This window comes from Pectobacterium brasiliense, from assembly GCF_016950255.1.
GTDB lineage: Bacteria > Pseudomonadota > Gammaproteobacteria > Enterobacterales > Enterobacteriaceae > Pectobacterium > Pectobacterium brasiliense.
Genome location: NZ_JACGFN010000001.1, coordinates 3228286 through 3247535, shown reverse-complemented (window position 1 = coordinate 3247535; position 19250 = coordinate 3228286). Strand labels below are relative to the sequence as shown.

Sequence of the window (19250 nt, the reverse complement as noted above, 5' to 3'; positions counted from 1 at the left end):
CTCCGCCTCCTTTTCCCCTAACAACCACCGCCGAAACCATTTTGCCGCCAGGCTTCATAGCTGATGATCGCCACCGCATTCGACAGATTCAGGCTACGGTTATTGGACTGCATGGGGATACGGATACGGAAGTCCGACTCAAAGCCGTTGCGAATCTCGTCTGGCAGGCCGGACGTTTCCGATCCAAACAGCAGTACATCATCTGGCTGATAGGTCGGCTGATCGTAAGGGCGGCTGCCTTTGGTGGTACACGCGAAGATGCGTTTACCGGGAACCGCAGCCAGAAAATCCTGATAGTTTTTATGACGGCTGACGTTCGCCAGATCGTGATAATCCAACCCCGCGCGGCGCAGCTTTTTCTCTTCAAAATCAAACCCCAGCGGTTCAATCAAATGAAGCGTACAGCCGTTGTTGGCCGCCAGTCGGATAATATTGCCGGTGTTCGGTGCAATTTGAGGCTCATAGAGCGCGATATGGAACATAAGATAGCGTCAACCACGAAGAAAAATTCCGCCGCAGTATAGCGCATTCACATCACGTGCCCAAAACCTGCGCGTACAGGATTGCGGATTACTCTGCACGACGTTTTCATCCACAGCGATTACACTTGATCTTACAGATAAAGGCATTCGAGCGGCGATAATGGATAGATCGTAAAGACGCTGTAAATACATCCCTGTACGCTCGGATTGCGCCATCCATGGCGCAAACGCTTTACTCTTCTATCCCATTATTGCCGTTTTCGTTTCGCAAATGGCTTATCGACAGGCCGAAGGCTTGTGTGGAGGTTTAATGAAACATCCTAAGACATTATTGGCCTGTGCCACCCTGCTCGGCCTGCCGCTTCTGGCAAGCGCTAACACGCCGCAAGCGCCCACACCTCAGCAGCAGTTTGAGAACGGCATCAACAGCCAGAAACAGTTGCAGCAGAATATGCAGCAGAGCCAGAAATTGCAGCAACAGCAGTTAAATCAGCAGCTCCAGCAGCGCAATCAGCAGTTGCAGCAACAGCGCCAGCAGCAGCTACAGAAAGATTTAGAGCGCTCGCAGAGAACCACACCACCGCCGCCGATTAAACAGAACCCCTGAGGCTACTGCGGCCTTATAGCCGCACACCCATCAGCGTCAAAATCAACGGCGTGGTTAATGCCGCCATCGCCGTTGATAGCAACAGGCTTGATGCTACCGGGCCGCCCAGAACATCGAACTGGCGCGACATCAGATAGACGTTGACGCCCACGGCCATCGATCCCAGCAGCACGACCGCACGCGTTTCCATTTCCGGCAGGCCGAGCGCGATAGCAATCCCCCAGATCACCAGCGGCTGTACCAGCAGTTTGATCACACAAATCGCCGTGCTGATCTGCCAACCATCACGCACACGGTATTCCGCCAGCCCCATTCCCAGCGCCACCAGCGACAGCGGCGCGGCAATCTGTCCCAGCATGGCAAGCGGCTGATCGACATACGACGGCAGCGGCAGACCCGTCAGACTGAATAAGGTCCCGGACAGAATGCCGATAATCAGCGGGTTCTTCAGCACGCCCAGAGCGGTTTTGGTAAAACCCTGTAGCGACAGCGCACCGTTACGTGCCCATTCCACCGACACCGTCACCAGCGTCCACAAAATAAGCCCGTTGAACACGACGACCAGCGCGACAGACGGAATCGCCTCTTCGCCCAGCATCAGCGTGGCAATCGGCAGCCCCAGCATCACGTTGTTGGAGAAGATACCGCTCAGCGCAAACAGCGAACCAGAGACGCCATCAAGATGAAAGACCTTGCGTGCCACGATGCGGCCTAAGACAAACACCAGCAGGCAGCCGCCGAAAAAGGCGATCAGCAGCCGGGCATCTACCACCGGACGTTTGGAAAAATCCGACATCAGGCGGAACAGCATGGCGGGCATGGCGACGGAGAAGACAAAGCGCGTCATGCCGTCGGTCACGGTGGTTGGCCATTTACCATAGCGAATCAGGCTATAGCCGAGTGCGATAAGAACAAAGAGGGGTAACGACAGAAAAATCTGGTGCCAAAGCGAAACAATAAATGCGGGCATGACGCCACTTCCTTATTACCGGCACCGAGTCAGAAAGGGGATCGCCGCATTATCTTTATTGCGACGATATCAATACCGCCGCAGCACGCTATTACGGGAAGGAGGCCGACCTCAGCCGGTCGCGAAGTTAGCCCCGATTAAATCTATCCGGTCAGTACAGATACAGTCAACGCCCCAATCCAGCAAAGTTTGCGCGCGATCAGGTTGGTTGACGGTATAAACCAGAATGCGCAAACCTGCAGCTTTCAGCACCGCAACGCGTTCTGCCGTCAGCAGTTTGTGATTCAGGTGGATGGACACACAATCCAGACGCTGTGTTAATGCCAGCCAGTCCTCTTCCCACTCATCCAGCAGTAGCCCGCGTGGCAGTTCTGGCACCGCCTGCTGCGCCGCTTCCAGGGCTTCGATGGAGAACGATGACAGCAGCGGTGCAACCGGATGATCGACCCACAGCTGGCGCGCCGCTAGCCCAATTACCCGCCCGGTTTCTGTTTCATATCCAGTGGTGGGTTTAATTTCGATGTTGGCCGCCATGCCGTACTGCACGCAGCGTTTTGCCACTTCTGATAGCAGCGGCAGGCGTTCACCGACAAATTTATGACCGTACCAGCCGCCGACATCCAGCCCGACCAGCTTGTCCCACGGCAATTCTCCTGCAATGCCCCAGCCGTTGCTGGTGCGCTCAAGCGTGTCGTCGTGTAAAAGGAAAATCTGGCCGTCCTGCGACAGCTTTGCGTCAAATTCGATCATCTTGTGACCGAGGCTGGCACCAACATCAATCGCCGCCAGCGTGTTTTCCGGTGCCAGTGAACCGCCACCGCGGTGGGCGACAATGCTCGGGTAAGGCCAGATTGTTTCCATTATTCCATCCGTAATCCGCTTTGCGAATCAAACAGGTGCCATGATGACGTCGGTAAGTGTAGCCAGAGCGTCGAGCCAATCGCAGGACAGTGCTCATAAGAGAGACGCGCAATTACGTTCTGCCCGCCCCACTTGCCGTGCGCTAAATTGTCCGCGCCCAGCAGTTCGAGTGTTGAAATCTGCAACGGGATACCGCCGGTTTCACTCGTCGCCAGCTGAATATGCTCTGGTCGCACCCCCAGCGTCAATGCTTTACCGCGCCACTGCGGCTTCGGTTCAGGCAGCGCCAGAGCGATGTCGCCATCGATTTCAAAGCGGCAGCCGTCATCGCTAATGCGACCTGACCACAGGTTCATGGCCGGTGAACCAATAAAGCTGGCCACAAACAATGATGCCGGGCGGCGATAAATCTCAGCCGGCGCACCGATCTGTTCGGCGATCCCTTTGTTCATGACGATAACGCGCTGTGCCAGCGTCATCGCTTCAACCTGATCGTGCGTGACGTACAGGCTGGTGGTTTTCAGGCGCTGGTGCAGTTGTTGTAATTCGAGCCGCATCTGTACGCGCAGTTTGGCATCCAGATTCGACAACGGTTCGTCGAACAGGAATACCGCCGGCTCACGCACAATCGCCCGCCCCATCGCCACGCGCTGACGCTGGCCGCCAGATAGCTCACGCGGTTTGCGTTGCAGCAGCGGCATCAGTTCCAGAATTCGCGCCGCATCTTCCACGCGTTCGCGGATCTGCGCCTTGCCAAAGCCACGAATTTTCAGGCCGTAAGCCATATTGTCGAACACGTTCATATGGGGATAAAGCGCATAGTTCTGGAACACCATCGCAATACCGCGATCTTTTGGTTCCAGATCGGTGACCCGCTGGTTATCAATATAGATATCGCCGCTGGTGGTGCGTTCGAGACCTGCCACCATGCGCAGGAGCGTCGATTTACCACAGCCTGACGGCCCGACCATCACGACGAACTCGCCGTCCGCGACGTCCAGATCGATGGGTTGGATAATCTGTGTTTTGCCATCGTAAGACTTGGTGACGGCCTGAAGTTTTAAACATGCCATAAGTGTTTCCGAAATTCGTCTCGATAAATCGCTGCTAAACCTGACGAGCGGTGCGGTGATAATGGGTAGATCGTAAAGACGCTGTAAATACATCCCTGTACGCTCGGATTGCGCGGATATGAATCTCATCCCTGAGATTCCCCCTTTCAGGGCCGTCGCAAGCGACGTTCAAAAACGTTCCTGACGTTTTTGTCCCTGGCGCAAACGCTTTACTCTTCTATCCCATTATCACCGTTCTCATTCTATGAAGAGGTTTACCAACGGTATGACCTATTTATTTTTCGCTGTCGACCAGACCGCGAACGAACCAGCGCTGCATCAGTAGCACGACCAGCAGCGGCGGCAGCATGGTCAGCAACATAGCCGCCATTACCTGATTCCACTGGGTAGCTCCATCGCCGGAGGCAATCATGCTTTTAATCCCGGCGACTGCGGTGCCCAGATCGGCATCGCTGACAATCAGCAGCGGCCAAAGGTACTGGTTCCAGCCGTAGATGAACGTGATCACGAACAGCGCCGCCAGATTGGTCTTCGACAGCGGTAACACCATGTCGAAGAAGAAACGCATCGGGCTGGCACCGTCGATACGCGCCGCTTCCATCAGCTCATCCGGCAGCGTCATAAAGAACTGGCGGAACAGGAAGGTCGCGGTCGCCGAAGCCATCAGCGGCAACGTTAAACCGGTGTAGCTGTCCATCATGTCCAGCCGCGCGATCACTTCCACCGTCGGGAAAATACGCACTTCCACCGGCAGCATCAGCGTCAGAAAAATCATCCAGAAGAACAGGTTGCGCAGCGGAAAACGGAAATAGACGATGGCGTAAGCGGACAGGATCGATACGGTGATTTTGCCTATCGTAATCGCCAGCGCCATCACGAAGCTGTTAAGCAGCATCAGTCCGAACGGCGTGGTGTTGTTGCCCGCACCGTGCAGCCAGATATAACGCAGGTTTTCCCATAGGTGAGAACCGGGGATGAGCGTCATCGGAGCCTGAAAGACTTCCTGATTATCCAGCGTGGCGGCCACAAACCCCACGTACAGCGGAAACAGTACGGCGAGAATGCCGACGATCAGCATGACGTGGCTGAAAATATCTAACCCGCGACGATTCTCAATCATTGGCATTGACCTTGTAGATTTATCTTCATTGGTAATTCACCTTCCGCTCAACAAAACGGAACTGAATCACGGTCAGCCCGATAACCAGTATCATCAGTACCACCGACTGCGCTGCCGAACTGGACAGATCCAACCCTGCGAAGCCCTCACGATAAATCTTGTAGATCAGCGTGGTCGTCGACTGCACCGGCCCACCGGCCGTTGCGGCATCGATAATCGGGAAGGTATCGAAAAAGGCGTACACCAGATTGACCACCAGCAGGAAGAAGCTCACCGGAGAAATCATCGGCAGCACCAGATTGAAGAAGCGCCGCACGGGGCCAGCACCATCAATCGCGCCCGCTTCCACCAGCGAACGGGGGATCGATTGCAGCGCGGCAAGGAAGAATAGGAAGTTATAGCTAATCTGTTTCCAGACCGACGCCAGTACGACTAAAAACATCGCCTGACCGCTGTTCTGTGCGTGGTTCCACGTATAGCCCAGCAGCCCGAGAAAGTGGGTGATCAGCCCCAGACCGGGGTTGAACAAGAACATCCACAGCACGGCAGCAACGGCGGGTGCCACGGCATACGGCAGGATGATCAACGTCTGGTACAGGCGGCTGGCACGTATCACGTAGTCCACCAGCGCGGCCAGAAAGAGTGAAATCAGCATGCCAAACCCTGCCACCAGAAAGCTGAATATCAGCGTGGTGTAAAACGAATCAAGGTAGTAAGGGTTATTGAACAGCTGCCTGAAGTTTTCCATGCCGACAAATTCGCTGGATAACCCAAATGGATCCAGGTTCTGCACCGAATACCACAGCGCCTGACCGGCAGGCCAGATAAAGAAAATTACGGTAATCAGCAGTTGGGGCAACACCAGCACGTAGGGCAACCAGCTGCTGCGAAAAACGGGGCGGGATGATGTCATGCGGTAACTCATTGCAAACAGAAAAGAAACAGGCCGATTCCCTTCGGCCCGGTATTGCTCAACAGAAGCGTATTACTTCGTCGATTGTTCAAAGCGACGCAGCAGCGCGTTACCGCGTTCTACTGCGCTATCCAACGCCTGTTGTGGCGTCTTCTTATTTGTCCATACGCTTTCTAATTCTTCATCCACAACGGTACGAATCTGCGGCATGTTGCCCAAACGCAGACCTTTGGTGAACGGCAACGGTGGCTTGTTCAGCATCTGACGCGTGGCGATATCCGCGCCTGGGTTTTTCTCGTAGAAGCCCTGCTTCTGCGTCAGTTCGTACGCCGCAGTAGTGATTGGCAGGTAACCGGTTTTCTGGTGCCATTCAGCGGCATTTTCCGGCTCGGCCAGGAACTTCATAAACTCAGCGACGCCTTTGTAGGTCGCGGCATCTTTACCGCCCATCACCCACAGGCTGGCACCACCGATAATGGCGTTCTGCGGTGCGCCTTTCGCATCGGCGTCATATGGCATCATGCCAACACCGTAGTTGAACTTGGCGTGTTCCCGAATGTTCGCCAGCGAACCGGAAGAGGCGGTCGTAATAGCGCAGTCGCCGTTATAGAATTTCTCGGTCGGCTCATCCTTACGCCCAAAATAGGTGAAGTCACCCTTCTTGTTCATGTCCTGCAACAGCTGAATATGCTTAACCTGCGTTGGTTTGTTGAATTCCAACACAGCATCGGTACCGTCAAAGCCGTTGTTTTTGCTCGCAACTGGCAGACCGTGCCAGGCGCTGAAGTTTTCAACCTGAATCCAGCCCTGCCAGCCGCTGGCGTAGCCGCACTTCATCCCGGCTGCACGCAGTTTGGCGGTGTACTCAGCCATTTGCTGCCAGGTTTTCGGTGGCTGTTCGGGATCTAAACCGGCCTTCTTGAAGGCATCTTTGTTGTAGTACAGCACCGGTGTGGAGCTGTTAAACGGCTGCGACAGCAGGTGGCCGCTCTTCGCATCGGTGTAATAACCGGAGACAGTCGGCACAAACACCGACTCATCGAAATTAATGCCTGACTCTTTGAAGACTTCATAGACAGGTTTGATGGCTTTACTTGCCATCATGGTCGCCGTACCGACTTCATAGACCTGCAAAATAGCGGGCGCATTCCCGGCGCGGTAGGCGGCAATCCCGGCAGCCAGGTTCTGTTCGTAGTTGCCTTTATAGACCGGCACAATTTTTACATCGCTGTGTGTTTTGTTAAAACGGTCAGCCAGAGAATTCACTTCTTTCCCTAATTCGCCTTCCATGGAGTGCCAGAAAGGAATTTCTGTCGCGGCCTGCGCACTGGCGCTCATCAGCGCTAATGCCACACACGCTGCGGCGGTGCGAATAGCATGTGTTTTACGAATTGTGTTGTTGAACATGCCTGTCTCCTGCAATCAATTAAATGCGCCATCATCACGGCGTTTTTTATGCGAAGGTAAACATGACATGAGCGCATGACAGAAAAATAACTGGAAGATGACGAAAAAGTGACAGAGGAAGGAGGGAAAGCTCTAAATTTTAATTGGATAGAGTAGCATTAGGGGCTGCACTGGCGAGGGATCAAAAGCGAATTTAAGGTAGAAATTGCGCACGTTCTCATCCAGCGCGTGAACGACTAATGCCCTCACACCCACTTGCAAAGCAATATTCTCAGTCCGAAATATCGCGTCTTTTAATAAAGCCACACCCAAACCTTTACCAGAATACGCCTGATCAATGGCAAGCCGCCCAAGGACAATGACTGGTAGTGATTCGGGGGCATTACGTCTATATGCACCAGGCGCTGTATTTCTCTGAACGCTACCTGTTGATAAACAATAATATCCAATCACCTGATGTGTGCCTTCAGCGCAAATCACATATACACGAGAAATCCCTGCACTATGATTTTTTAGCGCTTTCTTTTTTAGCCATTCATTCAAGCTCGGTTCTTGGCTGCAAAATTCAGCAAGATTATGGCTGGAAGATAATGGCTCTGGCGCAGTTATTCCCATGGCGATTTGCGGCTCATTAGATCGTTAATGCGAGCCTGACGCTCTTCGGTGATAGGCGCATCCAACTCGGCCAAAAATTCGTCAAACTGTTCGTTATCCAAAATAAACAAACGTTGATCCAACAAAATGTCCTGCGCCTCGCGGCAGGCTGCTTCAAGCATAAAATCGGTACGCGATTTTGACACAAGGTTTGCAGCCATATCGATCAAATCCCGTTGGGAGGCTTTGGCCCGAATATTGATTGGCGCTTCTTTAGTTTCAGGTTTCATCATCATGCCCGTGTAGTGAATCGCTATACAACTATACATGATGTGTACAAAAATGCTACACACCGGAACATCACCATACATTCAAATGCGCTTGCTGCTTTATTCAGGCCTATTTTCGAATGACATCAACGATAACGGTTTTCGGATCGTTGATGATTCCTATATGTATCGTTTTATCTGAATCCGTAGACTTCCAATACTCACCCGTCGTGTCTGTGTAGCTCTGCGTAAAACCAAGCGACGCTAGATAACCGCGTATGTTTGTCGCGTCATTGGTGTTTTGAAACGTAATATTGCTGACTTCCAACGCAGGACCATCAACGGTTGCATAGCCAAAATCATAGATAGAAGAAATGCGCGGGCAATTTTTAATAATATCGTCCGTCAGCATTTCATATCGTCGGATGTCCTGTTCCGTATAACGAGAACTCCCCTCCGTCAGAATAACCATGGCGGGCCAGTAATAGATAAGTGGCAAGGCAATTAGGATCGATATAGCAAGTAATATAGTTATCTTTTTTTTCATGTTATTTAAAGAAATTTGTTGTGATTTCAGTGCCATCGTAGGATGCAATACCTACATTTCCTGACTTAAAGTCGTTATAAGGTTGTATTGTTTGCATAAAAGAGGGGAGAAACCCGAACCGAGGTTGAGCATAGGGCATGAGCTCAGGATCCGGAAATAAAATAGGTCGGAATCCTATATTTTTAAAATTTCCGATAGAGCCATAGAAATCCCATCGTTTTAATGCTTCTTCTTTACTCACTGGCCGTAATAAATAAAAAGGGTTAGGAGTAGAAACCACTCGGTAAAAACCTAATAAATCTGAAACAAGATCTTCCCCACTAAATCCACTATCTGTAACTAAATTGAATGGGAAAGAGGCCTGCATAGATTCAAACCGTTTCGCTACGGTGAGCATCATAGCAAGAGCAATGCGATGTCTTTCTTGAAGAGACCTTCTTTTTTTATCCGCCACTTAATAAACCGGTTGATAGTGACACTTCTTCTGAGTCCAATCATGCCTTGTTTATAGGTAACATCGTAGTATGGCATTCCGTCTTCAGTATTATCTCCGACATACATTTGTTGAATAATATCCTTAATGTCATCCCCTTTCGCATGACCTAAATCAATCCAACCTAGCACCTCGGTATAAATCAAGCCATATGTCACACCAGAGGCTTGTCGGCCATCAATAATTTCACTACGCACGCTCATTATTTGCATTCCTTTGTTTTTCATGAGTTTATTTAATTAACTACATCGCGATAATACGTTTATTTCCACATTGGACTCAAGGCGATAGTTAGACCATCCCACTTTAGCTATCCTTTTCGCCCCGCCACCAGCACCTCGCCCCCCATTTTGGCCAGCGCGTCTTTGGCGGCGGCGGGCAGGCCGTCGTCGGTGATGATGCTGTCGAAGACGCTGAGCGGCGTGGCGAGATGGGTGGCGATGCGGCCATATTTTGAGGTGCCACACAGTAGTACGCGTTTTCTGCTGGCTGAACATCACGGCGTTTTTTGGGCGAAAACAAACATGGCATGCGTGTATGACAGAAAAAATAACTGGAAAATGACGGGTAAATGGCAAAGAGAGGGAGAGATAAAAGCACCGATTAAACATACTATTTCGTGCCACTACGATTGCAACCATTGCAGAAAACCCGTAATTTAGACTATAGTTATTATTACTAGTCATGTTTAAGGATTAACCGTGGCGGTATACACAACTAAGCTCTTCGATAAAAAACTAAAAAGCGAAATACTTTCTGATAGTTATCTTTGTGAGATTGCTCGTGAGGTGATGAATGGCCGTTTTGAGGGTGACCTTGGCGGTGGTGTGCTTAAAAAACGAATTGCATTGAATGCCGGAAAGAGTGCAGGAGCCAGAACAATCATCTTTTTCAAGCTGGGCTCTAATCTATTTTTTGCCGATGGATGGAAGAAAAATCAGGTCAGGAAAGGCGTTAAAGAAATTCAAGATGATGAGCTGGCTGTTTATAAAGACATTGCTGGTGACCTATTTCAACTCACCGTTCAACAAATAGCTCAATTGGTCAAAGTGAAAGAACTACGAGAGGTGGAATGCGATGGCTGCAAAGATGAAAGAGCTACAGGAAATGGCGAAAAGCCTGCATGAACATGGGGGTATCACTGATACCACGATGGAACGCATCAATAATCGGGTTGCAGCAAGGGAATTCCGTGAACGCATTGAGCAAGCTCAAGCAATGAGTGGTGCAGACATTCAGAACATGCGTTCCCGTTATAAAATGTCGCAATCTTCTTTAGCTTACGCTCTCAATATGTCCGTTGAGAGCGTCTCAAAATGGGAACGAAATGAGAAGAAGCCCTCAGGGGCTGCGCTACGTCTTCTCAATATAATCAACGAGAAAGGTCTCGATATTTTTGCCAGTTAGACAAACAGACATAACCCCCCCTCACGCCACCAGCACCTCAACCCCCATTTTGCCCAGCGCGTCTTTGGCGGCGGCGGGTAGGCCGTCGTCGGTGATGATGCTGTCGAATACGCTGAGCGGCGTGGCGAGATGGGTGGCAATGCGACCGTATTTTGACGTGTCGCATAGCAGTACGCATTTGCTGCTGGCTTCCACCGCTGCGCGTTTCACGACCACTTTGTCTTCATTCGGCGTGGACAACCCGCGCAGGCTCCAGGAAGAGGCGGAAATAAAGGCGATGTCGATAAATAGGTTGCGCAGCGCCTGTGCCACCGCTTCGCCAATGCAGGAGCGATTTTCCCGGCACAGCGTGCCGCCCGTGTGGATCATGCGGCACTGGCTGGACTCAATCAGAAAAGCGGCAATCACAAAATCGTTGGTGACAATCAGCAGATCGTCGCGCTCGGCCAGTTCGCGCGCCAGCGATAGCGTGGTAGTGCCCGCATCCAGATAAATGCAGCTATTGAACGGGATATGCTGCGCCGCCAGTTTACCAATCGCCTCTTTCTGCTGGCTGAACATTACCGATTTATCCTGATGCGACGGCTCAATAGCCAGCCGTTCAGGCGAACGCACGCCGCCGGAAACGCTCAGCAGGAGGCCATCCTGCTCCAGCTTTTGCACATCGCGCCGTACCGTCATGTGCGACACGCCCAGCCGTTCAGTCAGTTCGTTAATGCTTACCGCGCCGCGCTCGGCGATCAGCGCCAGAATCTGTTGATGACGTTCTACTGGAATCACGCTGTCCGTTCCCTGTTTGATTGTGCTGGTCTGATAAATAGGGGGGCTGATAAATATTGTGAGAAACACCCCGTTTGATGACGATAATTATCATAAATTCACGTCATAAACCACGCCAGACATAACAACCTTTCCCATCACCCAATGCTAAAATAGAAATAATCATCTGATATATAAAGATAATAATGGGAATCACCTTCCCGGTGTGGTTCAACTACACTGAATCATTACAATTTCAATGTTAATTTATGTGATAAAAATCACCACAATTTGTTCTGATAGTCCTTATATTTAACACCAGAGAACAAAAAATCACTAATTTTAACAAGGCAACCACGATGAAAAAGACTTCTGATTATGCTGTCGCCGTTATCGGTCTGGGTTCCATGGGCTTTGGCGCTGCGGCGTCCTGCATCAACGCTGGCCTGACGACATACGGTGTCGATATCAATCCGCAAGCACTAGAGCGGTTACGTCAGGCAGGTGCAGCACAGGCCGAGACACGCATTGATGCCTTCGCTGACAAGCTGGATGCCGTCGTGCTGCTGGTGGTGAACGCCGCGCAGGTTAACGGGATTCTGTTCGGTGAGCCGCAGGTCGCAGCGAAACTCAAGCCCGGCACCGTGGTCATGGTGTCCTCCACGATCTCCGCGCAGGATGCCAAAAACATTGAACAGCGTCTGGCTGAGCATCAGCTCATCATGCTGGATGCACCCGTATCTGGCGGTGCAGTGAAAGCCGCCGCAGGCGACATGACGGTGATGGCATCCGGCTCCGATCTGGCTTTTGAGAAACTGAAACCCGTGCTCGACGCCGTCGCAGGCAAGGTCTACCGCATCGGTGAAGAGATCGGGCTGGGTGCGACCGTTAAAATTATCCACCAGCTGCTGGCAGGCGTACACATCGCCGCCGGCGCAGAAGCAATGGCGCTGGCCGCGCGTGCCGATATTCCGCTGGATATCATGTACGACGTGGTGACCAACGCCGCCGGGAATTCCTGGATGTTTGAGAACCGCATGCGCCACGTGGTGGACGGCGACTACACGCCGAAATCCGCCGTTGATATCTTCGTGAAAGATCTGGGACTGGTTACCGACACCGCCAAATCACTCCATTTCCCGCTGCCGCTGGCTTCCACCGCGTTCAACATGTTTACCGCAGCCAGTAACGCCGGATTCGGTAAAGAAGACGACAGCGCAGTCATCAAGATTTTTAACGGCATTACGCTGCCGGAAAAGAAGGAGGCACCATGATCAAGCTAGGTGTGATTGCCGACGATTTTACCGGTGCCACAGATATCGCCAGCTTTCTGGTGAACAACGGGCTGCCGACCGTGCAGCTCAACGGCGTACCGCCGTCCGATTTTAAGGTCGAGACGCAGGCCGTGGTGATAAGCCTAAAATCGCGTTCCTGCCCGGCGGAACAGGCCGTGGCGGATTCACTCAAGGCGCTGGCGTGGCTGCAACAGCAAGGCTGCCAGCAGTTCTACTTTAAATATTGCTCCACCTTCGACAGCACCGCGAAAGGCAACATCGGTCCGGTGACCGATGCACTGTTAGAGCAGCTTGGCGAAACGCAAACCGTCATTTCTCCGGCGCTGCCGGTGAACGGCAGAACCGTCTATCAGGGTCATTTATTCGTGATGGATCAGCTGCTGTCTGAATCCGGGATGCGCCACCATCCCGTCACGCCGATGACGGACAGCAACCTGATGCGCGTCATGGAACAGCAGGCGGCGGGGCAATGCGGGCTGGTGCCGTATGCGGTGATGGATCAGGGTGCAGAGGCCGTTAAGCAGCGGCTGACGCAGTTGAAAGAACAAGGCATACGCTATGTGGTGCTGGATACGTTGAACGAACAGCACCTGTTAACGCAGGGCGAGGCGCTGCGCGATATGAAGCTGGTCACTGGTGGTTCCGGCCTGGCGATTGGCCTGGCACGTCAGTGGGCAGAGCCCGCAGCACAGACAGGCTCCGCCACCGAGGCGGGCAAGCCACAATCCGGCGCAGGCGTTGTGCTATCCGGCTCCTGTTCGGTGATGACCAACAAGCAGGTCGCTCACTACCTGAAACAGGCGGCGGGTCGCGCGATTGACGTCGCACGCTGCCTAGAGAGCGACGACGCTCAGCAAGCCTACGTGCAGGAATTGACCGACTGGGTGAAGGCACACCGTGAGGACGCACTCGCTCCGCTGCTGTACGCCACGTCGTCACCCGACGAACTGGCGCAGATTCAGCAGCGCTGGGGGGCGGAAGCCAGCAGCCAGGCAGTGGAGAAGCTGTTTGCCGCCGTCGCCCGCCAGCTTCAGCAGGACGGCTTCCAGCGCTTCATCATCGCGGGCGGGGAAACCTCCAGCATCGTGGTGCAAACGCTGGGCATTCACGCGTTCCATATCGGGCCGTCCATTTCTCCCGGCGTGCCGTGGGTGCGTTCCACCAATCATCCGCTCTCGCTGGCGTTGAAATCCGGCAATTTTGGTGATGAAGACTTCTTTGCACGCGCCCAAAAGGAGTTTGCCGCATGAGTGAAAAACACCACAGCACAGAAGCTGCGCTAAACAGCGAACAACGCGCCCGCGCGGAAATGGTCAAGCTGGGCGCGTCATTTTTCCAGCGCGGCTATGCCACTGGCTCCGCGGGCAATCTCTCACTGTTACTGGATGACGGCACGCTGCTGGCAACGCCGACCGGCTCCTGCCTTGGCGAACTGGATGCCGAGCGGCTGTCCAAAGTCAGCCTGAGCGGCGAGTGGATCTCCGGGGATAAGCCGTCGAAAGAGGTCAGCTTTCACCTGTCTATTTACCGTAACGATCCCGACTGTAAGGCGATTGTCCACCTGCACAGCACTTACCTGACAGCGCTCTCGTGTCTGGAAGGGTTGGATACGCAGGATGCCATCAAGCCGTTCACACCTTATGTGGTCATGCGCGTCGGTAAAGTGCCTGTCGTTCCTTATTACCGCCCCGGCGATGCCCGGCTCGGTGAAGATCTGGCGAAGCTGGCTTCGCGCTACAAGGCGTTCTTATTGGCTAACCACGGCCCGGTCGTCACTGGTAAAGATCTGCGAGCGGCGGCGGACAACATGGAAGAGCTGGAAGAAACCGCCAAGCTAATTTTTATTCTCGGCGATCGAAAAATTCGCTACCTCACCGCTGACGATATTGCAGAGCTCTCTTGATGAGACATTTTTGCTGAACCGAGGAGTTAACCATGCCTAAGTTTGCTGCCAATCTTTCTATGCTGTTTACCGATGTACCGTTTCTCGACCGTTTTAAAGCCGCTGCCGATGCGGGTTTCACCTCGGTTGAGTACCTGTTTCCTTATGAATATCCGGCACCGCTGCTGGCGGAAAAGCTACGGGAAAATGGCCTGAAGCAGGTGTTGTTCAATACCGCGCCCGGCAATATTGCGGCAGGTGAATGGGGTGTTTCTGCGCTGCCCGACCGCATTGAAGATGCCCGCCGGGACATCGATAACGCCCTGGAATATGCGCTGGCGCTCAACTGCCCTTCGGTGCTGGTGATGGGGGGTGTCGTGCCGCCCGGTGAAGACCGTGCTGCCTATCAGCAAACCTTCATCGATAACCTACGCTACGCCGCCGATAAATTTGCACCACACGGCATCAATATCATGATTGAAGCGCTGAGTGCGAAGGTGAAACCGAATTACCTGTTCGCCAGTCAGTATCAGGCGCTGGAATTAGCCAATCTGATCGACCGACCGAATGTGTATATCCAGCTGGATTTCTTCCACGCGCAGATTGTCGATGGCAACCTGACGCAAATTATTCACGATTTGGCTGGCCGTATCGGACATATTCAAATTGCTTCGGTTCCTGCACGGCATGAACCCGATGAAGGGGAAATTAATTATCCGTTCATCTTTGCCGAATTGGATCGCGTGAATTATTCCGGCTGGGTTGGCTGTGAATATAACCCACGCGGTAAAACGGAAGACGGGTTGGGATGGGCTAAACCTTGGCTGGAGAAAAAACACTAATTCCCTTATCCAGGATAATAATGTCAACACCAGAGACATCGTCGTTAGACGCGAATAAATAAAAAAGAATAGGTCAGACTCCTGTATGTATTACAGGAGTCGAGGCATCCCTTTATTCAAATAAAACAATAACCCACTACCTTTTCAGCCTCTGAATTGCAAAATGGGTCAATGAGGATAAGAACATGGCCACCTCGCTCTTACTCTGCATCGCTATCGCCGGGGTATTACTCCTGCTGCTGATGGTCATTAAATTTAAAATTCAGCCCTTTGTCGCCCTACTGGTTGTCAGTTTACTCGTTGCATTGGCAACCGGTATTCCTACGGCTGAAGTGATGAAGGTGATTACCTCCGGCATGGGCGGTATTCTCGGTTCGGTGGCGATTATTATCGGCCTCGGCGCCATGCTGGGTAGAATGATCGAAGTGTCCGGCGGCGCGGAATCCTTAGCACACCGCTTCGCTCAATTAATGGGACCGGGATTAATGGTGGCGGCATTAACCATCGCCGCGTTTATTCTGGGTATTCCGGTCTTTTTCGATGTCGGCTTTATTATCCTTGCTCCGATTATTTACGGCTTTGCGAAAGTCGCTAAAGTTTCCCCGATTAAATTCGGCTTGCCCGTCGCGGGTGTGATGCTGACCGTGCACGTCGCGCTGCCGCCCCACCCCGGCCCGGTTGCCGCTGCAGGTCTGTTGAATGCAGATATCGGCTGGCTGACCATCATCGGCCTGCTGGTGTCGATTCCTGTCGGCATCATCAGCTACTGGGCGGCCAAAGCCATGAACCGCCGCAAGTACGCGCTTTCCGTTGAAGTGTTAGAACAATTACAGATGGCAAAGCCGGAAGATTCGACGCCGAACACGGCTCCCGTATCCGCCCCTTCGGCTGGGCTGATTGCCGCGCTGATCGCGATTCCTATCGCCATCATTATGCTCGGCACCGTGTCTGCCACCATTCTGCCTGCCGGACACCCGGTGCGTAACGTGATGTCCCTGGTCGGGTCTCCCGCCGTAGCGCTGCTGATTGCACTGGGATTAGCGTTCTGGCTGATTGCCCTGCGTCGCGGTTGGTCGCTGGAGAAAGCCAGCGGCGTGATGGGCGATGCCATGCCTGCCGCCGCAATGGTCATTATGGTGACCGGTGCCGGTGGTGTGTTCGGTAAAGTACTGGTCGAATCGGGCATCGGTAAAGCGCTGGCGGATACGCTGACCAGCATTCACCTGCCGCTGGTGCCTGCCGCATTTATTCTGTCGCTGGCGCTGCGTGCCTCGCAAGGTTCGGCTACCGTCGCCATTCTCACCACCTGCGGCCTGCTGAGTGAAGCTGTCAGCGGTCTGAACCAGATGCAGCTGGTGCTGGTGACGCTCTCTGCCTGCTTTGGTGGGCTGGGCCTGTCGCACGTCAATGACTCCGGCTTCTGGATTGTCACCAAATATCTGGGGCTGTCCGTCGCCGACGGCCTGCGCACCTGGACGGTGCTGACGACGATCCTCGGGCTGGCCGGGTTCCTCTTCACCTGGGCACTGTGGTTAGTCATGTAAGCATCACACCGCCAGCACACCTGTGAGCTGGCGGTTACTCCTAGGGTGTATAAAAATAATCCGCCGACAAATCACCAAATTGATAGCATTTCTCAATAAAATTTACCAACACAATAAATAAAAACTATCAATTTGGTGATTAAAAGGCATTTTATCCTTCTATCCAAGCCCTCGTATTTTTTTTCATCTCCTTATAGTGATAGATCATCCTCTGCATTCGCACACCAAATGCTCAGCCAGAAGAATAAGTCAGAGATATAACCCAAAGATTGCTTCTTTCGGTCTACCCTTAAAACATTTTTACAACGCGCTTTCGTAGAAAAAGAAAATAGATTGCTATCTGTAAACATGATCACCACCAAGGAATACGATAAATATGTTAAAAAATATGAAATTGGGAACGATGCTCGGCACGGGTTTCACCTTTGTCATTATTATTGGCTGCCTTGTGGCGCTATTTGGCCGTATGCAGTTGGCTGAGCTCGGCAGCAACATCCAATTGTTGTCACAAGTTCGTATCACCAATCTGCTGCAAATGCAGGATGTCAAAGACAACGTCAATACGGTCTCGCGTTCAGTACGCAACATTGCGCTAATGGATAACCGTCAGGAGATGGAACAAGAGCACCAGCGCATCGAAGGATTGCTACAGCAGAACCTGAAAATGCTGGAAGCATTACACACTCGTGCCATTTCTCCCGAAGCGCGTGAACGCATTCAGAATTTGATGGCGCTCAGCCCTCCCTATCGTGAAGCGCTGAATAAAGCCATTACCTTGGGTCTTTCGGGACAAACTGAAGAAGCGCGCAAAGTGATATTTACCGAAATGCGCGACACGCAGGGCGCAGTATTTAAAGCACTCGACGACATGATCGCCGTTCAGAAAAACTTAACCGTAGAAACAGCAGACACATCGGATCGCCAGGCAAGCAATTCTGGCACGCTGATGTTGATTATTGCCGGATTGGCAGCACTTTTGGGGGCGCTGATTGCCTGGATGATTACACGCCGCATCAAGAATCAGCTGGGCGGTGAACCCGCCTATGCCGTTGAAATTGCACAACAGGTCGCACAAGGTAATCTGGCGTTAGACATCGTTTTGGTTCCCGGAGATAACCGCAGCGTACTGGCTGCGATGGCGCTCATGCGCGATAGCCTCAGCCAGACTGTCGATCAGGTGCGACAAAGCAGCGAATCCATCGCGACCGGCGCTACCCAAATCTCAAGCGGCAATACCGATCTGAGCCAACGCACGGAAGAACAAGCGTCGAATCTACAACAGACAGCCGCGTCGATGGAACAGATGAATACCACGATCAAACAAAACACAGATACGGTAAATATGGCGTCCGAGCTGGCACAGTCGGCAAGCGTCACAGCAAGTAAAGGCGGTGATGTCGTCAATAATGTCGTCACCACGATGCAAGACATCACTTCCAGCTCACATAAAATCGGCGATATTATCGGCGTTATCGACGGCATTGCCTTCCAGACCAACATTCTGGCACTCAATGCTGCGGTAGAAGCCGCGCGAGCAGGAGAACAGGGACGAGGCTTTGCCGTTGTAGCGGGGGAAGTCCGTTCACTGGCGCAGCGTTCCGCTTCCGCGGCGAAAGAGATCAAAGAGCTGATCGAAGAAAGCGTAGAGAAAGTCGAAACGGGCTCACTGCTTGTCAACGAAGCAGGTACAACGATGAGCGAAATCGTTGAACAAGTGCGCCGTGTCGCAGAATTACTCAGTGAGATCGGTGTGACGACCCGAGAACAGTCGCAGGGCATTTCTCAGGTTAATGACGCTGTAAATCAGTTAGATGAGGTGACACAGCAGAATGCGGCGCTCGTTGAAGAATCGGCGACAGCAGCCGATAGCCTGAGCGAGCAAGCGCGCCGTCTGGTCGAACTGATGAGTGTTTTCCGTCTGGCTAACACTCCGGCACAAGCGGTTCGACAAGCCGCACCTCGAGCGCCACAGGCGTTGACGCTGGCGGCCAAACCCAGCGTAAAAAATAATTCTCAGGATTGGGAATCGTTTTAATCACCGTTATGGATGAAGCCTTTTCCCGCATCACAATGGTGCGGGAAAAGCGAAATAGGTTTCTCATGGTAACTGTTAAAGTAAACTGAAAAATTAGCCCACTATCCTTCTTCCGTATATTGATGCCTTTCAGTGTTATTCCCTTTAATG

At 52.5% G+C, this 19250-nt stretch carries 20 protein-coding genes and 2 pseudogenes; 9 read left to right on the top strand and 13 right to left on the bottom strand.

Translation table 11 applies throughout. From position 1 onward, the window contains the following. Nucleotides 1-17 precede the first annotated feature (17 nt). A complete protein-coding gene (locus H4F65_RS14435) occupies nt 18-482 on the bottom strand; it encodes a tRNA (cytidine(34)-2'-O)-methyltransferase (protein WP_010281589.1) in 465 nt (154 codons plus the stop codon). A gap of 310 nt (nt 483-792) precedes the next feature. Between H4F65_RS14435 and H4F65_RS14430 the strand changes: the two genes are divergently transcribed. Further along, nucleotides 793-1089, top strand: a complete 297-nt coding sequence (locus H4F65_RS14430; protein ID WP_010281590.1) for a hypothetical protein — start codon at nt 793-795, stop codon at nt 1087-1089. A 13-nt stretch (nt 1090-1102) separates the two neighbouring features. On the opposite strand, the gene H4F65_RS14425 is transcribed toward H4F65_RS14430, so the two are convergent. The 11 genes and pseudogenes from H4F65_RS14425 to H4F65_RS21890 form a co-directional block, all read right to left on the bottom strand. Next, the gene (locus tag H4F65_RS14425; protein WP_010281591.1) at nt 1103-2059 is read right to left on the bottom strand and encodes an AEC family transporter; all 957 of its coding nucleotides are present in this window, start codon (nt 2057-2059) and stop codon (nt 1103-1105) included. Between the two features lie 111 nt (nt 2060-2170). Then, nucleotides 2171-2920 carry a glycerophosphodiester phosphodiesterase gene (gene ugpQ / locus H4F65_RS14420; protein ID WP_010281594.1) on the bottom strand — a complete coding sequence of 250 codons (750 nt, stop codon included), beginning with the start codon at nt 2918-2920 and terminating at the stop codon, nt 2171-2173. After that, a complete protein-coding gene (locus H4F65_RS14415; protein ID WP_010281596.1) occupies nt 2920-3993 on the bottom strand; it encodes a sn-glycerol-3-phosphate import ATP-binding protein UgpC in 1074 nt (357 codons plus the stop codon). The genes ugpQ and H4F65_RS14415 overlap by 1 nt, the downstream gene beginning before the upstream one ends. Nucleotides 3994-4267: 274 nt before the next feature. Further along, nucleotides 4268-5113, bottom strand: a complete 846-nt coding sequence (gene ugpE, locus H4F65_RS14410; RefSeq protein ID WP_010281598.1) for a sn-glycerol-3-phosphate ABC transporter permease UgpE — start codon at nt 5111-5113, stop codon at nt 4268-4270. A gap of 25 nt (nt 5114-5138) precedes the next feature. Further along, entirely contained in the window at nt 5139-6026 is an 888-nt protein-coding gene (gene ugpA, locus H4F65_RS14405; protein ID WP_010281599.1) for a sn-glycerol-3-phosphate ABC transporter permease UgpA, read from the bottom strand. A 72-nt stretch (nt 6027-6098) separates the two neighbouring features. Next, nucleotides 6099-7433 carry a sn-glycerol-3-phosphate ABC transporter substrate-binding protein UgpB gene (gene ugpB / locus H4F65_RS14400; RefSeq protein ID WP_010281601.1) on the bottom strand — a complete coding sequence of 445 codons (1335 nt, stop codon included), beginning with the start codon at nt 7431-7433 and terminating at the stop codon, nt 6099-6101. 132 nt (nt 7434-7565) lie between these two features. Continuing rightward, the gene (locus H4F65_RS14395; protein ID WP_010281603.1) at nt 7566-8048 is read right to left on the bottom strand and encodes a GNAT family N-acetyltransferase; all 483 of its coding nucleotides are present in this window, start codon (nt 8046-8048) and stop codon (nt 7566-7568) included. Further along, nucleotides 8039-8317: a type II toxin-antitoxin system TacA family antitoxin gene (locus tag H4F65_RS14390; RefSeq protein ID WP_039317395.1), complete on the bottom strand. Its 279-nt coding sequence runs from the start codon at nt 8315-8317 to the stop codon at nt 8039-8041. The genes H4F65_RS14395 and H4F65_RS14390 overlap by 10 nt, the downstream gene beginning before the upstream one ends. Nucleotides 8318-8426: 109 nt before the next feature. Then, the gene (locus H4F65_RS14385; protein WP_039320235.1) at nt 8427-8843 is read right to left on the bottom strand and encodes a hypothetical protein; all 417 of its coding nucleotides are present in this window, start codon (nt 8841-8843) and stop codon (nt 8427-8429) included. 1 nt (nt 8844) lies between these two features. Further along, nucleotides 8845-9539, bottom strand: a pseudogene (locus H4F65_RS21895) (hypothetical protein). A 107-nt stretch (nt 9540-9646) separates the two neighbouring features. Continuing rightward, a pseudogene (locus tag H4F65_RS21890) lies at nt 9647-9826 on the bottom strand (DeoR family transcriptional regulator); the annotation flags it as partial. A 211-nt stretch (nt 9827-10037) separates the two neighbouring features. Here H4F65_RS21890 and H4F65_RS14370 point away from each other — a divergent pair. Both H4F65_RS14370 and H4F65_RS14365 read left to right on the top strand, forming a co-directional pair. Next, entirely contained in the window at nt 10038-10463 is a 426-nt protein-coding gene (locus H4F65_RS14370) for a type II toxin-antitoxin system RelE/ParE family toxin (protein WP_010281610.1), read from the top strand. Further along, on the top strand, nt 10414-10743 hold the full coding sequence (locus H4F65_RS14365) for a helix-turn-helix domain-containing protein (protein WP_039320190.1): 330 nt from the start codon (nt 10414-10416) through the stop codon (nt 10741-10743). The genes H4F65_RS14370 and H4F65_RS14365 overlap by 50 nt, the downstream gene beginning before the upstream one ends. 21 nt (nt 10744-10764) lie before the next feature. Here the strand turns inward: H4F65_RS14365 and ygbI are convergent, their stop codons facing one another. After that, nucleotides 10765-11523 carry a DNA-binding transcriptional repressor YgbI gene (gene ygbI / locus H4F65_RS14360; protein ID WP_010281613.1) on the bottom strand — a complete coding sequence of 253 codons (759 nt, stop codon included), beginning with the start codon at nt 11521-11523 and terminating at the stop codon, nt 10765-10767. Nucleotides 11524-11861: 338 nt separating this feature from the next. On the opposite strand from ygbI, the gene ltnD reads away from it, so the two are divergent. From ltnD to H4F65_RS14330, 6 genes are all read left to right on the top strand, one after another. Then, a complete protein-coding gene (gene ltnD, locus H4F65_RS14355) occupies nt 11862-12776 on the top strand; it encodes an L-threonate dehydrogenase (protein ID WP_039320187.1) in 915 nt (304 codons plus the stop codon). Further along, the gene (gene otnK / locus H4F65_RS14350) at nt 12773-14047 is read left to right on the top strand and encodes a 3-oxo-tetronate kinase (protein WP_010681378.1); all 1275 of its coding nucleotides are present in this window, start codon (nt 12773-12775) and stop codon (nt 14045-14047) included. The genes ltnD and otnK overlap by 4 nt, the downstream gene beginning before the upstream one ends. Continuing rightward, nucleotides 14044-14700 (top strand): 3-oxo-tetronate 4-phosphate decarboxylase, encoded by a 657-nt coding sequence (gene otnC / locus H4F65_RS14345; RefSeq protein WP_010681379.1) that lies wholly within the window; start codon nt 14044-14046, stop codon nt 14698-14700. Before otnK ends, otnC begins: the two co-directional genes overlap by 4 nt. A 32-nt stretch (nt 14701-14732) precedes the next feature. Beyond that, nucleotides 14733-15521 (top strand): 2-oxo-tetronate isomerase, encoded by a 789-nt coding sequence (gene otnI / locus H4F65_RS14340; RefSeq protein ID WP_010681380.1) that lies wholly within the window; start codon nt 14733-14735, stop codon nt 15519-15521. A 185-nt stretch (nt 15522-15706) separates the two neighbouring features. Continuing rightward, nucleotides 15707-17065: a GntP family transporter gene (locus tag H4F65_RS14335; RefSeq protein WP_010681381.1), complete on the top strand. Its 1359-nt coding sequence runs from the start codon at nt 15707-15709 to the stop codon at nt 17063-17065. Between the two features lie 376 nt (nt 17066-17441). Then, nucleotides 17442-19100 carry a methyl-accepting chemotaxis protein gene (locus H4F65_RS14330; protein WP_010681382.1) on the top strand — a complete coding sequence of 553 codons (1659 nt, stop codon included), beginning with the start codon at nt 17442-17444 and terminating at the stop codon, nt 19098-19100. Nucleotides 19101-19250: the final 150 nt, after the last annotated feature.

Bases quoted from the DNA above. Each gene is read 5' to 3' on its own strand.
- H4F65_RS14435 (WP_010281589.1), bottom strand. From the start codon at position 482: ATGTTCCATATCGCGCTCTATGAGCCTCAAATTGCACCGAACACCGGC.
- H4F65_RS14430 (WP_010281590.1), top strand. From the start codon at position 793: ATGAAACATCCTAAGACATTATTGGCCTGTGCCACCCTGCTCGGCCTG.
- H4F65_RS14425 (WP_010281591.1), bottom strand. From the start codon at position 2,059: ATGCCCGCATTTATTGTTTCGCTTTGGCACCAGATTTTTCTGTCGTTA.
- ugpQ (WP_010281594.1), bottom strand. From the start codon at position 2,920: ATGGAAACAATCTGGCCTTACCCGAGCATTGTCGCCCACCGCGGTGGC.
- H4F65_RS14415 (WP_010281596.1), bottom strand. From the start codon at position 3,993: ATGGCATGTTTAAAACTTCAGGCCGTCACCAAGTCTTACGATGGCAAA.
- ugpE (WP_010281598.1), bottom strand. From the start codon at position 5,113: ATGATTGAGAATCGTCGCGGGTTAGATATTTTCAGCCACGTCATGCTG.
- ugpA (WP_010281599.1), bottom strand. From the start codon at position 6,026: ATGACATCATCCCGCCCCGTTTTTCGCAGCAGCTGGTTGCCCTACGTG.
- ugpB (WP_010281601.1), bottom strand. From the start codon at position 7,433: ATGTTCAACAACACAATTCGTAAAACACATGCTATTCGCACCGCCGCA.
- H4F65_RS14395 (WP_010281603.1), bottom strand. From the start codon at position 8,048: ATGGGAATAACTGCGCCAGAGCCATTATCTTCCAGCCATAATCTTGCT.
- H4F65_RS14390 (WP_039317395.1), bottom strand. From the start codon at position 8,317: ATGAAACCTGAAACTAAAGAAGCGCCAATCAATATTCGGGCCAAAGCC.
- H4F65_RS14385 (WP_039320235.1), bottom strand. From the start codon at position 8,843: ATGAAAAAAAAGATAACTATATTACTTGCTATATCGATCCTAATTGCC.
- H4F65_RS14365 (WP_039320190.1), top strand. From the start codon at position 10,414: ATGGCTGCAAAGATGAAAGAGCTACAGGAAATGGCGAAAAGCCTGCAT.
- ltnD (WP_039320187.1), top strand. From the start codon at position 11,862: ATGAAAAAGACTTCTGATTATGCTGTCGCCGTTATCGGTCTGGGTTCC.
- otnK (WP_010681378.1), top strand. From the start codon at position 12,773: ATGATCAAGCTAGGTGTGATTGCCGACGATTTTACCGGTGCCACAGAT.
- otnC (WP_010681379.1), top strand. From the start codon at position 14,044: ATGAGTGAAAAACACCACAGCACAGAAGCTGCGCTAAACAGCGAACAA.
- otnI (WP_010681380.1), top strand. From the start codon at position 14,733: ATGCCTAAGTTTGCTGCCAATCTTTCTATGCTGTTTACCGATGTACCG.
- H4F65_RS14335 (WP_010681381.1), top strand. From the start codon at position 15,707: ATGGCCACCTCGCTCTTACTCTGCATCGCTATCGCCGGGGTATTACTC.
- H4F65_RS14330 (WP_010681382.1), top strand. From the start codon at position 17,442: ATGTTAAAAAATATGAAATTGGGAACGATGCTCGGCACGGGTTTCACC.